Annotated in this window: 15 protein-coding genes and 1 tRNA gene; 1 reads left to right on the top strand and 15 read right to left on the bottom strand. The window is 34.5% G+C overall.

The annotated features are described in order from the left end of the window. Positions 1-141: 141 nt before the first annotated feature. The 4 genes from BTM29_RS05915 to rbsD form a co-directional block, all read right to left on the bottom strand. Positions 142-1,353: an MFS transporter gene (locus BTM29_RS05915; protein WP_076614626.1), complete on the bottom strand. Its 1,212-nt coding sequence runs from the start codon at positions 1,351-1,353 to the stop codon at positions 142-144. A 145-nt stretch (positions 1,354-1,498) separates the two neighbouring features. Then, entirely contained in the window at positions 1,499-1,699 is a 201-nt protein-coding gene (locus tag BTM29_RS05910; RefSeq protein ID WP_076614625.1) for a cold-shock protein, read from the bottom strand. Positions 1,700-1,883: 184 nt separating this feature from the next. Continuing rightward, positions 1,884-2,795, bottom strand: a complete 912-nt coding sequence (gene rbsK, locus BTM29_RS05905) for a ribokinase (RefSeq protein WP_076614624.1) — start codon at positions 2,793-2,795, stop codon at positions 1,884-1,886. A gap of 30 nt (positions 2,796-2,825) precedes the next feature. Next, positions 2,826-3,221: a D-ribose pyranase gene (rbsD, locus tag BTM29_RS05900; protein WP_076614623.1), complete on the bottom strand. Its 396-nt coding sequence runs from the start codon at positions 3,219-3,221 to the stop codon at positions 2,826-2,828. A 169-nt stretch (positions 3,222-3,390) separates the two neighbouring features. Here rbsD and BTM29_RS05895 point away from each other — a divergent pair, with 169 nt between their 5' ends. Beyond that, on the top strand, positions 3,391-4,764 hold the full coding sequence (locus tag BTM29_RS05895) for a hypothetical protein (protein ID WP_076614622.1): 1,374 nt from the start codon (positions 3,391-3,393) through the stop codon (positions 4,762-4,764). Positions 4,765-4,931: 167 nt separating this feature from the next. Here the strand turns inward: BTM29_RS05895 and BTM29_RS05890 are convergent, their stop codons facing one another. The 11 genes from BTM29_RS05890 to BTM29_RS05840 all read right to left on the bottom strand — a co-directional run bounded on the left by BTM29_RS05890 (position 4,932) and on the right by BTM29_RS05840 (position 15,557). Beyond that, positions 4,932-6,590: an aryl-sulfate sulfotransferase gene (locus BTM29_RS05890; protein WP_157886443.1), complete on the bottom strand. Its 1,659-nt coding sequence runs from the start codon at positions 6,588-6,590 to the stop codon at positions 4,932-4,934. Between the two features lie 364 nt (positions 6,591-6,954). Then, the gene (locus BTM29_RS05885; RefSeq protein WP_076614621.1) at positions 6,955-7,470 is read right to left on the bottom strand and encodes an SLAP domain-containing protein; all 516 of its coding nucleotides are present in this window, start codon (positions 7,468-7,470) and stop codon (positions 6,955-6,957) included. A 311-nt stretch (positions 7,471-7,781) separates the two neighbouring features. Further along, positions 7,782-8,291, bottom strand: a complete 510-nt coding sequence (locus BTM29_RS05880) for a hypothetical protein (RefSeq protein ID WP_076614620.1) — start codon at positions 8,289-8,291, stop codon at positions 7,782-7,784. A gap of 175 nt (positions 8,292-8,466) precedes the next feature. Then, positions 8,467-8,552 (bottom strand) — tRNA-Leu (locus tag BTM29_RS05875). Between the two features lie 61 nt (positions 8,553-8,613). Beyond that, positions 8,614-9,075, bottom strand: a complete 462-nt coding sequence (locus BTM29_RS05870) for a SprT family protein (protein WP_076614619.1) — start codon at positions 9,073-9,075, stop codon at positions 8,614-8,616. Next, positions 9,075-9,506 (bottom strand): hypothetical protein, encoded by a 432-nt coding sequence (locus tag BTM29_RS05865; RefSeq protein ID WP_076614618.1) that lies wholly within the window; start codon positions 9,504-9,506, stop codon positions 9,075-9,077. Before BTM29_RS05865 ends, BTM29_RS05870 begins: the two co-directional genes overlap by 1 nt. A gap of 6 nt (positions 9,507-9,512) precedes the next feature. Beyond that, a complete protein-coding gene (locus BTM29_RS05860; protein WP_076614617.1) occupies positions 9,513-10,484 on the bottom strand; it encodes a glycosyltransferase family 2 protein in 972 nt (323 codons plus the stop codon). Between the two features lies 1 nt (position 10,485). Continuing rightward, positions 10,486-11,937: a hypothetical protein gene (locus BTM29_RS05855; RefSeq protein WP_076614616.1), complete on the bottom strand. Its 1,452-nt coding sequence runs from the start codon at positions 11,935-11,937 to the stop codon at positions 10,486-10,488. Positions 11,938-11,972: 35 nt separating this feature from the next. Further along, positions 11,973-13,166 carry an aminotransferase class I/II-fold pyridoxal phosphate-dependent enzyme gene (locus tag BTM29_RS05850; RefSeq protein ID WP_083685938.1) on the bottom strand — a complete coding sequence of 398 codons (1,194 nt, stop codon included), beginning with the start codon at positions 13,164-13,166 and terminating at the stop codon, positions 11,973-11,975. Between the two features lie 96 nt (positions 13,167-13,262). After that, positions 13,263-14,081, bottom strand: a complete 819-nt coding sequence (gene nadE, locus BTM29_RS05845; RefSeq protein WP_076614615.1) for an ammonia-dependent NAD(+) synthetase — start codon at positions 14,079-14,081, stop codon at positions 13,263-13,265. 3 nt (positions 14,082-14,084) lie between these two features. Further along, entirely contained in the window at positions 14,085-15,557 is a 1,473-nt protein-coding gene (locus BTM29_RS05840; protein ID WP_120270367.1) for a nicotinate phosphoribosyltransferase, read from the bottom strand. Positions 15,558-15,576: the final 19 nt, after the last annotated feature.

The following is a 15,576-nucleotide window of genomic DNA, read 5'->3' as shown; positions in this document are numbered from 1 at the left end:
ATTATTATTTTTCTTTCGGCGCCGATAATTCTTACGGCTAGTGGATCTTCTTTTTTGCGGCAATTGTTTAATATCCCTTTTTTGTCATTATTTTCTATTATAGCTGATATATTTGAAAAAAATATGACGAAGGGACCTTACTTAATCTTTTCTTTGTAATTGCTTCTTACCACGATAATATCTTAGCCAACATAACAAAGCGATAATTTCCAATCCACCAGTAAATAAGAAGATGCTACGATATCCCAAACCATTGGCGATCGTTGCTGCTATTATTGGTCCAATAACACTTCCCATAGCTTGTGCTGATTGGTTATAACTAAATATCCGCCCGAAAATATCTTGTGGGACATTTTGGACAGTCAAGATCTGAATGGCCGGAAGTAGTGCCGCGTCAGCAATGCCGAGAACAAATCGTAACGTCGCAAATTGCCAAACATTTTGTATAAAGCTTGTTAAAAACAAAGTAAATATTGCTAGGATCAAAAATGTCATCAATATACTCTGAGCACCGAATTTATCAATCAAACCACCCACTGATCCTGCCATTATTATAGTGGCAAATCCCGGTGCAGACGAAACAATACCAGTTAAGATATTCAAATTATGACTATTAGGAGCTATCTCCTTCACAAACAAACTTATCATTGGTGTAATTGCATTAGTTGTAGCTTGAATCGTCAGTAGTGAAACAAATAAAGAGATAAAAAATCCGCTACCTATTTTTTTCATAATTGGAATTACGGGCTTCAAATCATCCCTTTTTATAGGAACAAACTCTTCATTTACTCCGAATAATGTAGTTACAAATACTACTGCCATCAATAAACTAGTTACAAAAAAAGATCCCCTATAACCAACTGTGCTTGCTAAAATTCCACCCAGAAGCGGTCCCATTAGTGTCCCAGTTATACTACCAGTTATCAATTTGCTCATTACTTTGCCACGTTTATCAACAGGAGCTTCCACTGATATAAGCGCATTGGCGTTATTTATATATCCAGAAAACGCCCCCTGAAGTGTTCTAAAAAATAACAAAAACCAAATATTAGGTGAAAGTCCTACCAAAAATATCGTAATCGTCATTATTCCAGAAGCTCGAAGACACATCAACTTTCGTCCCTTTTGATCAGCCAATCTTCCCCATAATGGAGATACGATTGCTTTGGCAAAATATGTAAGTGAAAATGCTAAGGCTCCCAAAATATTCAATTCAGAATTAGTAAAATTGCCTAATGTATCAATATACAAAACAATAAAAGGCAGAGTCATAGCATTTCCAAGATCAGTAATCATACTGCCAAACCATACTATTTTAAAATTTTTTCTCCAATTGACAGTATTTTGCTGCATCACTTCAACACTCCTTTAACTAAATATTAATTGTATCGAATCAATGTAAATTTTATGTTTCTTTATTGTAAATTTTTTGTATAGTCAAAAAAATTGTACTAAAAAAGCCAACTCTTTTCGAGTTGGCTTCTGACTTTAAATGTTATTAGTTCTTAACAACGTTTGAAGCTTGTGGTCCACGATCGCTATCTTCGATATCGAATGTTACGGCTTGACCTTCTTCAAGTGTCTTATAACCGTCACCTTGGATGGCTGAGAAATGTACGAATACATCACTACCATCTTCACGAGTAATAAAACCATAACCCTTTTCTGCGTTAAACCATTTTACTGTTCCATGTTCCATCAGACTGTTCCTCCTGATAACTAATATTTGTGCATTATCTCGTGGTACATCATGGAAGAAAGCCTTTATTAAATAAAACCAATCGAACCACTTACCATTCAAAAATACATACCTATATTAACATGTATCCGTCATCATTTCAAATTGTCCAACTAAATCTGTTTAAGTAAATTTCTATAAAAAATTACAATTTAACTTGTTTTTTATAAGGTATAGAATTCTGAGCTCCTTGTACCTGAACAGTGAATGAAGACGCTTTACTTGCGATAGTCATTGCTTCTTCCAAGTTGCTCAAATCCTTATTCAAGTTTGCGGCAAGGTATCCGATAAACGTGTCCCCTGCTGCAGTTGTATCAACAGCTTTGACTTTGAATGCATTTACAAAGCCATACTTATTGTCAACTAATGAGTAAAATGATCCTTTGGATCCAACCGTAATAATTACTGTTTTAACACCCAACTTATGAAATTCTTCAGAGGCTGCCTTCATAGAATCGACATCAGTAACTTTAACTCCAGTTATTGCTTCAGCCTCTATTTCGTTAGGAGTAATAATATCAGTATTCTCCAATAATTCCTTAGGAATATCACCATTGGCTGGCGCTGGATTCAAAATAGTTGTTACACCATTTTTCCTAGCAATCTTGAACATTTCAATGGTTGCAGGTATTGGTGTTTCAAACTGTGCAATAACACAATCTGCTGCACTAATTGATTCCTCAGCTTCATGAATATCTTCAGCAGTAATCGTTTGATTGGCACCACCATAAACCAAGATACTATTTTGGCCTTTTTCATCTAATAAAATATATGCTTTACCAGTTCCAGCTTTTTCATCCTCTGTAACATGATCAACATTTAAATTATCATTTTTGAATGTATCCATCATAAAGTCAGATGCATGATCCTTACCAACTTTACTGATGAATGAAGTCTCTGCACCAGCTCTAACAGCAGCAATCGCTTGGTTGGCACCTTTACCACCACCTGCAACAGAACGGTCTCTCATAGCCATCGTTTCACCAGGAAGTGGTAGTCTAGCAATGTTTAGTATTGTATCAACGTTAATTGACCCAAGAACTACAATTTTCTTCATAAATAATGTTTTTCCTTCTCTTAAATTAATCTAAAAAACTACTCCACTCTCAAGCAAAATATTAGAATATGGAGTTTCCTCTCCAGTACGAATGAATGCCTTAGTGTCGCTTAAGTCCTTCTTCATTTGTTCATGAGGCATGTATTCAATAGGAATATCCCCAACAACTTTTTTAACTGCGGCCAATTGTTCTGGATTTTGAACTTTGATTTCTTCAGCTAGATAGACTTTTTGAACTTGTAGTTCACTCAAGACATTTTCAAGAACTTGCATGAAACTAGGAATTCCGGCCTCTAGTGCCAAGTCGATCTTTTCAGTATCTGAAGGTACAGGCATTCCTGCATCCCCAATACCGATTGTGTCAAAATGTCCCATTTGAGAAATGACGCGTGATATATCTGAATTAATAACTCTTGTTTTTTTCATGAAATCTTCACCTTTTTCTGTAATCGTTTGCAATAGTATTCTAACATACGAATAAAATTATTCAATTATTAATATGATGCATATCAATAAAACAATTATTGCTTGAGTTCAAATTAACAGCTATGATGTTGATAATAGTATTTAGTTAAAATATGCAAGGATGGACACTATGAAAAGAACTGTTAGATTGAGCTTTTATGTTATTATTTTCTTGATTTTTGCCTTGATTGGTTATTGGATGCCTATGGTTGGAGATGACTTAAACTGGTGGAGTGGCTGGGGTAGACAATACTTCCAGAGTGGTAATTTCACATATTACGATGGTAGATACCTGGGAGATCTATTGATAATCTCCATGATGAAATTCAAGTTCATCGCGTTTCTAGCTTACGGAACTTTCCCAACATTGATTATTTATTTAATTCAAAAAATACGTGAAGAGATCCGTCCTACTAATAATATTGGATTGATTTCAGCCGGAATCACAACATTAATGTTCCTACTAGCACCAAAGTTGATCTTCAGACAAATTTGGGGTTGGCACTCAGGATTTGCTAACTACGTACCTAGTGTGGTTTTCCCATTATTTCTATTATATTTAGTCGTTAAAAATATCGATAATAAAAATAGCAAATACCTAAGAACATCGACACTTCTGATTTTCTTTGCTGCACTATTTGCTCAATTTTTTGCCGAACATATTACCTTACTAAATTGCTTCAATATCTTACTCGTTTGGTTATTATTCAGAAAAAGATTCAGTGCTTCATTCAAAAAAATCATTTATGTGATTATGGGTGGTAACTTTTTAGGCGCTATCTTAATGTTCATCAATGGAGCCTACCTAAAAATCCTAATTGGTAGTGACGCTTATCGACACGTCAATGGTACGGAAGATACCCTTTTAACTTATTTCCAGAACTATTTTTCAGCTTCTCATATCATTATCGGCTTTGGAATAATTATTATTGCAGCATTAGTGGCAGCATTTTTCTCATATCGCTTAAGCAATAAAAAACAAGCCATCACAAATATTGGATTGATCCTATCTGGTGTAGTTTCTGTTGTTCCCTTTATAGTCATCTCTCCATTTGGTTCAAGATGTATCTTTGCAGCCTACGCTTTTGGTACTGCACTAGTAGCAATCAATCTGGATATCTTACTAGATGCCTATCAAAAATATCTCTTCCCTATTATCACCATTGCCTTGATCGCCGTCGGATTAAAATTTGATTATATTGCAAATGATTACGGCAATACCTTCAATATTGCTATAAACTATTCCGGATTTCAGACAACCGCAAATCGTAAGACGTATTACATACCTTCGTATAAAAACACTGATTATATCTGGTCTAATGACACTTCTAATGATCCGATGTTTAAAGCTTATTATATAATACACAAAGATAATCCAGTTAAGCCCATCAGTTACGCTGACTGGACTGACGCATTAAAAATCGTAAACAAGAGCAAATATAAATCTAATTACTTTTTCATGTATGCCTTTGATAAACAGGTTCAAAGTAAAATTAATAAATAAAAAGAGAGTGCGACAGAACAATTTTTCTACTCAAACTTGCAGTGAAAACGTGTGAAAAAACGCAACTTTTTCCGTTTAATAAAAAAGCAAGTAGACATCCACTTACGTGAATATCTACTTGCTTTTTGCATTATACTCGAAAGTTAAACGCGTATTTTCACACTCTTTTAATCATTAACATCAAAGACATAACTTGATGAATAGAACGGAACTCTATATGCACGATAAGCATATGCTTTGGAAGCGGAATTTTTAACAGTCACATTAAACACTTGATTACCTGATGAATCTACTTCGATAATATTACTTTCCTTACCATTATCTTTAAATCCGAAGTCAACCAACGTATTACCATTTGATTCTCTTTCGGCATAACCAATGATACTTGTAAAGTTAGCTTTGCCTAGACTCTTACCATATGACCAAGTTTGATCGATTGTCATATTCTTAGTATCAATATTATATTCAACTGCCTGTGAATACTTACCAGATGTCTTCTTATTTCCATTTGTAACATCGATATTGTTGTCATAAAGAATAATATCTTCACTGTCACCATCATGTTTCAATAGATACAATCCATGTTGACCGCCGGTGATTGTTGTTCCTTGTGTTGGGGTCAATATCTTATCACGATATTTCTTTGGCCAAGTGGCTTTTTTCTTACCACTATAAATCCAAATAATCTTATCAGTCTTATAATCAAGTTTCATGATCATATCCTGATTACGACCAGATATCATAATACTGTTATCGGAAGAATCATAATCGACTGCATTTTGATGGAACCAGTCAACCTTGTTATCAGATCCGGCTTTATAATTCTTATACATTGAACTAGGTAGTATCTTTTTAAGGTCAATAACTTTGACTACTTTACCCGTCTTATGAGAGATCTGAACCATGACATCTTCTTTGTACTTGGATCCGTCACTAACAGTTGCTAGGATGTCGTGGTTTGGTAATTCCACCAAATCGTGATGGATCACAGTTGTTTCATCTTTGGAATTACCACTATCATTATATTTTGTACCGGGGTCAAAACTGTATTCCTTATAAACTCTTCCTAGAACATCAGTTTCAATTAAATCATTGTAAACTTTTGAACTTTCCTTTTTCTTAGTCAAAATCAACATATGACCATTAGAGATTTGTTCTATTGTATGTTGTGAATAATTAGTTGAATACCATCTAACGTTTCCATCAGCATCAATGGCAAACGGTTCCTTAGTTGTTCTATTAATAATAGTCAACTTATTGTCACCAATATCCATCTTGGACTTATCAGTATTCTTAACTGTGATAGTTGCATTCTTAACATACTTAGGAAGTGAATCCGTCTTGATTTCTATTTCTTTACTATCAGTAGTTCCATCTTCATATGTAATATTTACAGTAACTTTGTTAGTTTTGTTCGCATATAAACCAACTACTGGAACTTGATGAGTCTTTGAATAATCACCATTCACTGTATTTGTGATACTAGTATCGTCACTTTCGCCTTCAACTGTATAGCTTACTTTGGCATTCTTATCAGTGTAAAAGATAACCAATGCAGTCAGTGGTGAAGTCTTGTATGGATTCAACTTAACATATGGATTATCAAACGTGTAAGATGTATCCTTAACGATTTTCTTATACTTCTTGGTTAAAGGATCCTGCGCACTCTCTCTGGTCGTAATCAGCTTTGAGCCAATATTCTTCTTAATCTGAGCAGTACTCAAAATCTTACCATTGTCACTTTTAGAACTAGTTTTAGAGCAGGCTACTGCAATTAGCGAAAAGCACGCCAAAAAAGTAGCTATAAAAGCTAGCTTCTTCCTCAATTTGTATACTCCCTCTCGTTTTTAACTTAGAATTTCCCGTTCCCCGTAAATAATAATATACAATTTATATTTATGTATTTAAAATAAGCTAAGAACATTATAAGAAACTCTTATATTTATCTTCCGAATAAGGGATTTTATATTTATTTCACTTTAGGAAAAAGTCTCTTACAAAATGTGAACAAAACTATCGAGCAAATGATAGTACTATAGTAACTGTAATAAAGATAGATACCTCGTATATATAAACACACAAATAAGAGATACATCAAAAGTTCTACTGGCATAGAACTTAAGCAAAAAAAAAGATATTCACAGCTGGCACTGTGAATATCACACACACAAAACATAAATAGAAATTAAATTAATTTACAGAAGAAGTAAATGATTGTTCAACAACATCAAACATAGCGACATATGTATCCGGAGCTACTCTTAAGAATGGCATACCGGCAGATGTATAAATAGAACTATCTGAGTACCACTTACTACCTGCTTCTAATTTGACTTTAGTACTCTCCTCGAACTTATGATTGTAAACAGAGACCTCATGGTCTGTGGCTACCTTTATAACTTCGGGGCGTTTTTTGTATAAAAAGCTATCATCGGAACTGATATAACCGTCTGATGAAACTTTGTAATAATCTTTACCGTTAATATTGGAAATGTTACTTACTGACCACTTGCTGCTGTCAGATACAGTATTACTTGTCTGGTCACCTGATGCATTATATAAAGTAGCATCGGAATCAGAATCTGTACTTACTTCGACCTTATAACTAGAGCTAACGCTCTTAGCTTCTGTTGTAGTTGCTGGCACAACTGCAGCACTTGTACTAAATAATGCCATAGCTAATAAAACAATCGCATTTTTTTTCATAATAGTTTCCCCGTATATATATTATTTTATTTTTAGATATTAAAAAAACACACAAATTCAAGTACACAAAAAGTTCTACTGGCATAGAACTTAAAACTTAAGCAAATCACACACAATAACTATTTGTTGGCAATTGGCATTTTGCCTTATATTATTGTTACCCTTATAGTACAAAATTTACTAAACAATTACAATACAAACGGTCTACTTATTATTATTAATTTTTTAATAATTTGAATTAAAAAGCATGAAATCGCAATTTAAAACGATTTCATGCTTTTTTATTATTTAATTTTATTTTTTTATTAGATTTAAAATGACTCAGTAAAACTCTGTGAGATAACTTCATACATTGGAACATACTCACCTGTAGCTACTCTGACAAATGGCATACCAGAAGATGTGTAGATAACAGTATCAGAATACCAATAAGTGTCCGATTTCAATGCTAAGGATGTGCTTTCAACAAAGTTGTGATTATAAACATCAACCTCACCACTAGGATCTTCCACTTCAATTACTTCTGGGCGTAATTGATAACGATAACTGTCTTTTGAACTTAGATATTCATCATATCCAACTCTAAATAATTGTATTCCATTGACATCTAAGACTTTACCTACCTTCCATTTGCTGCCATACGGTAATGTTTTCCCAATATATTCATCTGAAGAATTATATAGCTTTCCTGGGTTTGAACTTACTTCGGCAAGATAACCTGCACCAGTTACTGATTCAGCTTGCACCGTATTATACTGTAGTGAAGAAAAGCTCATAACGAGAAAAGCTATTATCATTGTAATAATAGTTTTATTTTTCACTTTTCTGTCTTCCTTTATCTTAGACTACAATCAATATTAGACAGGATAATGTCAAAATACAAAAAATATGTATACAACAAATTAAATATTTGCTTTAATATTATAATTATTGTACATTTTGGATATAAAAAAAAGACTTACTTTAATATAGTAAGTCTCTTTTAATACTTATTTATGCGGGTAAGAAGATTCGAACTTCCACGGAGATAATTCTCCACAAGATCCTTAGTCTTGCGCGTCTGCCAATTCCGCCATACCCGCGTACAAGTAATATTCTACAGTTCATTAATTTCAATATCAAGTATAAGTTTAATTAAAGTAATTAAATATTGATATCTTTAATGAATTTTAATTTACCACGGCATTTTCCACAGACGAATCGTCTAGTATCTATCTTTCTAACACGTTGATAAACTGTATGGCAATTGGAACACTCATATATATGAAGGGTCTTATGTTTATTCGAATTATTCAATGGTGGTGCAAATCTAGATCCACCCACTTGCTTCAACAAAACTTTGAATTCTCGGCTTTTGTGTTGTGATGGCATCCCTGCGTTATACAAGTGATAATGGCACAGTTCATGTTTAATAACACCAACTAACTCTTCTGTTCCATATTGTTGATACACCTTAGGATTAATATCTATATGCCGATCTTTCAAATGAAACCTTCCACCGGTAGTACGCAATCTATTATTAAAAAAGGCTTTGTGAACAAAAGGTTTCCCAAAATTATCTTGGGAAACCTTTTGTATTAATCTAGTTAGATCTTCATTGTTCATTAAATTTCAGTCATCTTTTGCATGTACTTAGAGAACTTGTCCATGTTTTCATCTTGGACTTTCTCAGCATTATTGAATTTCTCACGATCGATTTTTTGATCTTCACCAATACTTTCAGTCATTTCAGTACAACCTTCAACGTACTTTTTGAACGCTGCTACTAAAGACATGTGTGTTCCCATGTATCTTGCTGGTGCCTTGGCCTTTTGTAGTTTGGTCAATAGATCTTGATAAGAATCTGTTCCCTTTTTGAAGTCATGCATAATCTTTGTATATTCAACAGAATCAATACGTTCGATCTGATCACGATCCAAGGCTTTTCTCAATGTTTCAAATTCTGGATTCAACTTGTCTTGTTCATCTTGAATAGATTGAACTGTGTTATTGATCAAATTGCCATAAACCATGGCCTTCTTTTGTGCTGCATTCATAAATAACTACCTCTTATTTTCTTTCAAAGTTTTCTCTGTATAAATATCTCGTTCAATAGTAAATCTTGGACGGTGCTTAACTTCACTGAATATCTTACCAACGTACTCACCAATCACACTAATACAGATCAGTTGTACTCCACCAAGTGCCCAAATCGAGATCATCATTGATGGCCAACCAGATACAACTTGTCCGTTTATCTTTTGGACAATGGTATATATCAGTAAGAAGATACTGATCAACACTATAAAAAATCCTAATCCCATTATCATCTTAATAGGAACAATTGAAAATGACGTAATTCCGTCTGCCGCAAACTTTATCATCTTTTTTAGTGGATATTTTGATTCTCCAGCGAATCTTTCTTTTCTCGCATAATATACTTTATCAGACTTGAAACCAACCATTGGAACGATTCCACGCAAAAATAAATTCGTTTCCTTATAACTCAATAACACTTCACAGGCTCGCTTACTCATCAAGCGGAAGTCAGCAGAATCAGGTACCAGTTTAACACCTAACCATCCCATGAACTTGTAGAAGAGTTCAGCTGTACCACGTTTAAACGAACTATCTGTATCACGATTATTACGAACGCCATAGACAACTTCTGAGCCCTCGATAAATTTATCGACCATTTTAGGAATCGCATTAACATCATCTTGCAGATCAGCATCAATAGTGATAACTGCATCAGAATCCTTAGAAGCAGCTGTTACACCAGCGAGTAGTGCTCCTTGATGTCCAAAATTACGACTCAATTTAACACCACTGATCAGATCATTTTCGCTGGAATACTCATCAATTAAACTCCAAGTCTTATCTCTACTACCATCATCAACGAACACCACTTTACTGGTAGCCGTTATTTTTTTCTCATTAATAAGGTTGTTAACGATTTGTGTTAATTCCTTTGTTGTCTCATGAAGTACTTCCTGTTCGTTATAACAAGGTACAACAATACTTAGCTTAAACAATTTATCGACTCCTCAATTTTGTGTCAATCCATTTCACTACTTTATATAACCCAACGCTACCAAGGATTGTGATAACTGGTAACAATTCAATTCGATATCTTCCTTGAACCTCGATCAATAATTGAACTACAGCATATGCCATCAATGTTAATAATAACAAATAAATACGTTTACTAAACTTTTTCTTGAATAATTCTAATGAACCGATCCATGAGAAAATTATCAAAATTATACTTCCGACATAAGCTAATAGATTCATTATATTGGTAGCACGTGCTGAATGAATCTTCACAAACTCCGTAAAGTCCGTGGCCGTTGACCGCTTAGCCCACAAAGTGGCGTTTTTAGCCCAGAATAAACTGATCCATCTCTTCGGACTTTCATTTAGAAACTTAACTTGTTTATCAATAATTTGATATTCTTTTTTACTCATCTGGCTACGACTAGCATTCAAATCAAATTGGTCCACCATAGTTTGATCATAAACACCCTTAGAATTATAGTCCAATCCGGTCACGAATTTCCATTCGGAATCGCGATTAGTTAATCCATATTCATTAAGTCCTGTAGCTTTGATCAGTCCACTGGCTCCACTGAATATCGCAAAATATATGGCTAGAGTTATTAATAACTTCCAGATTGCATGAATATCAAACTTATTATTTTTAATTAGCATATAAATAATTCCATACACTACTATTCCAGCTATAATAACTGGACCAATTGGTCTAATAATACTACCAATAGCTAATGTTACACCAGCCAGTACATAAGACCAATATTTATTGAACATGACTAGATAAAAAGTGACTAAGAACAACAGTGTTCCTAGGTATTGATTACAAGCTTGACTATTCAAAGCAAACCAATCGAGATCGATCATCAGTAATAATACTGCCAAACGAGCCATCTTGATATTATTGAATATTTTTACAACTAGCTTATAGATCATCACTAATATTAATGATTGATATAAGACATTCAATAACTGGATAGCTATAATATGTTGGCCAAATACCTTTACAACAGCCATCACGTATACTAAGAATCCAGTTTGATAGGCCCATTTAGCAAAGTAATCATTGTCAGTGATCGTAATTGGCTTCCCGGATAGAGCCTTTGCTGAATATTGCCAAAAAGCACTAAAATCACTTATTTGAGTGCTAGGGACCACATTTATCCAAATAATTGCTACGATTGCAAATATTGCAATCAATGTGTATAGAACTAATCTATTCTTTATTTTATTCTCATCAGAAATCCTGATAAGAACTAGTGCCGCTAAAAGTGTCAAAATGATTGCACAAATAAGAACCAGTACATTAAATACTGGTTCATACGATAAATAAGTTTTACTGTAATAAATTATCATTTGAACAAACACTACTGAAGTAAATATAGCAACACAGATCAATAAAATTTTACTTATAATATCTTGAAATTTGTTAAGCATATTTCCCTCTTAATAATCCTTGTTGATTTTGCTTTTTACGCAGTAGTTTCGTTAGCGTGAGTATGATTCTTGATAAAGTCACCTAACTTAGAAATACAACCATTGATATTCTCCATACTTGATGCATAGCTGAAACGAATATAACCAGCTCCACCAACTCCAAAGAAACTACCCGGTAAAATTGCCAGATGTTCTTCATCTAGAATATCATTGCATAACTGCACATCGTCTTGATCTAATCCGTCAGGAATCTTACCAAATAAATAGAAGGCTCCATCTGGATCTGGACACTTGAAGCCAAGTTTAGTTAAACCAGCCTCTAAGACATCCCTTCTCGCACAGTATTGTTCGCGCATAGCAATAGGATCATCGAATCCATTCGTATATGCTTCCAGTGCAGCAGCTTGAGTAATTGAAGTAATAGAAGTCGTTGCTAACTCGTGAATCTTATTAATTTGAGCCACGATATCAGCTGGACCACACACTACACCAAAACGCCATCCTGTCATTGCATGAGACTTAGAAAGCCCATTGAGTAAAATAGTCTGTTCTGGCAAGAAGCTTGCGAATGATTCATGCTTATAATTATACGTTAATTCACTATAAATTTCGTCACTTAAAACAAAAACATCATATTTTCTTAGTATGTCTGATAACTCAACTAACTCATCATGAGTATAGCTGACACCAGTCGGATTACTTGGGAAGTTTATCAAAAATATCTTGATTTTTGGATGGGTCGTCATAATCTGATCCAATACTTCTGGAGTAACTTTAAAGCCTGTCTTAGAAGTATCTATATAAACAGGAGTTGCTTTATTAAAACTAGCATCTGGACCATAAATAGTGAATGATGGTGAAGGAATCAATACTTCATCACCTGGTTGTAATATTGCATTAAACGCAGAGAAAACGCCTTCCGTTACACCAGTTGTAGCAACGATTTGAGTCAATGGATCATAATCTAGTCCATATTTAACATTCAAATAATTCGCTACAGCAGCTAATAGTTCGTGATTACCTTCTGGAACTGTGTAATGAGTTTTGTTCTCTTCAATTGCCTTGATTGCACCCAATTTCACATGATCTGGTGTTGGAAAATTAGGTTCACCAATAGTCATATTGATAACATTAGGAATACCCTTAGCGCGTGCATTAAACTTAAAGATATCCTGTTGTTTTAGAGCCAAAACTTCTGGTTTCATTAATGAAATTAAATTTTTCTTCATGTTTAAACACCTCTTTGCGCATATCTTAACATACTTGCGTACTATATTTTAATCATTTTTAAAAATTGGACATTCCAAAAACGAATGTCCAATTTTTTACTTATCAAATACTGTATAGGGATTTCTACGCTTATGTGCAGTTTTCTTATACCAATTCTCAATGATCTCTGCACTCTTTTCAGGAATATCTTTTCCTTCAAGATAATTATCGATATCTGTATAAGAAACACCAAGAGCTAATTCATCAGGAAGGCTTGGACGGTCCTCTTCAAGATCAGCCGTTGGTGTCTTCTCATAAAGGTTCTTTGGAGCATTTAGTCTCTCTAACAAAGCACGTCCTTGACGTTTATCTAGACGAAATAACGGTGTAATATCAGCAGCACCGTCACCAAATTTAGTAAAGAATCCAGTGATATTTTCAGCTGCATGATCAGTTCCAACCACTACACCCTTATTATCACCTGCAATTGCATATTGTGCAATCATTCTCGTACGGGCTTTGATATTACCCTTGTTAAAATCTGTAATATTATAATTATTCTCTTCAACAGCTCGCACTAAAGCATCAACGCTAGCTTTGATATTAACTCGTGAGACAACATCTGCTTGCATCCACTCGATAGCTTGCATCGCATCTGACTCATCAGCTTGTTCACCATAAGGAAGTCTGACTGCTATAAACTTGTAATCGCTATCTCCTGTTTCATCACGGAGTTCTGTCATAGCAATCTGTGATAAACGTCCAGCCAAGGTTGAATCTTGTCCTCCGGAAATACCTAATACTAGAGATTTTAATCCTTTGTTTTTTAATAAATAATTCTTTAAAAAGTCGACTGAGCGACGGATTTCTTCGTCAACATCAATTACAGGCTTAGTTCCTTCGTATGCAATAATTTCCTTTTGAAGTGGTCTCATTAATTAGTCACCTATTCTAATGTTATTTACATCATTTCTAATCTTTTCAATATATTTCATTTTATGACTGTAAAGCTTAGATGACAAGTCGACTGGATATACTTGAGGATTCAAAATACGCTTATACTCATCCCACAGCGAATCTAGATTCTTGGCACAGTAATCTCTGATATCCTGCACACTAGGACTTGTATAAATCTGCTTACCATCTTCAAATATATCATGTAGTAATGGCTCAGCTTGGAAATCCTCAACGGTCTTATTGATATATGTATATTGAGGGTGGAACATATATAGAGATGAGTGTTCTCTAGGGTTCTCATTCCAAAGTGTAACGTAATCACCTTCGGATTTATTATTCTTCTCATTATTAGTTATTCTCCACACTTGTTTCTTACCAGGTGTAGAAATCTTAACTGCATTACTTGATAATTTCAAAGTATCCATCATGTTACCACGATCATCTTCAATACTTACCAACTTGTATACAGCACCTAGAGCAGGTTGATCAAATGCCGTGATATTCTTAGTACCAATACCCCAAACATCGATCTTGGCACCTTGCATCTTCAAGTTAAGAATCGTCTTTTCATCTAGGTCATTTGAAGCATAGACCTTAGCATCAGTGAATCCAGCTTCGTCCAATTGTTCACGGACACGCTTAGAAATATAAGCCATATCACCTGAATCAATTCGAACACCTTGAAAATTGATCCTATCGCCCATTTCCTTAGCAACCTTGATTGCATTCGGAACACCGCTCTTTAACGTGTCATATGTATCAACTAAGAATACACAGTTCTTATGGGTCTCTGCATATGCCTTAAACGCTTCATACTCGTTACGATAAGTCTGTACTAGCGCATGTGCATGTGTACCTGAGATAGGAATACCGAACAACTTACCGGCAAGAACATTACTTGTTGCATCAAATCCACCGATATATGAAGCACGACTACCCCAAAGTGCTGCATCAACTTCTTGAGCACGTCTAGAACCAAACTCCAATACAGGATCATCCCCACAAACTGTCTTGATACGAGCAGCTTTAGTAGCAACTAGAGTTTGATAATTGATCATATTTAATACAGCTGTTTCGATTAACTGACATTGTGCAAGGGGTCCTTCCACTTGGAAAATTGGTTCTTCATTGAAAACCAAATCCCCCTCTTTTGCAGAACGAATTGTACAGCTGAATTTAAAATCCTTTAGCCAAGATAGAAACTCTTCATCGAACTCACCGTATTCACGTAAGTATTCGATATCTGAATCTGAAAACTTCAGATTATTCAAATAATCGATAACGTGATCTAATCCAGCAAATATAGCGAATCCATTATCAAATGGTAAGCTTCTGAAAAAGCATTCAAAAACGGCATTTCGATTATGTAATCCCTTCTTCCAATATGTATACATCATATTCAATTCATAATAATCTGTATGTAAAGTCAAACCTTCGTCTTGGTATTGAGTCATCATATCTCCTTGATTTTTG

This window comes from Companilactobacillus allii (genome assembly GCF_001971585.1).
Taxonomy (GTDB): Bacteria; Bacillota; Bacilli; order Lactobacillales; family Lactobacillaceae; genus Companilactobacillus; species Companilactobacillus allii.
This window is presented reverse-complemented; position numbering and strand designations above follow the sequence as displayed.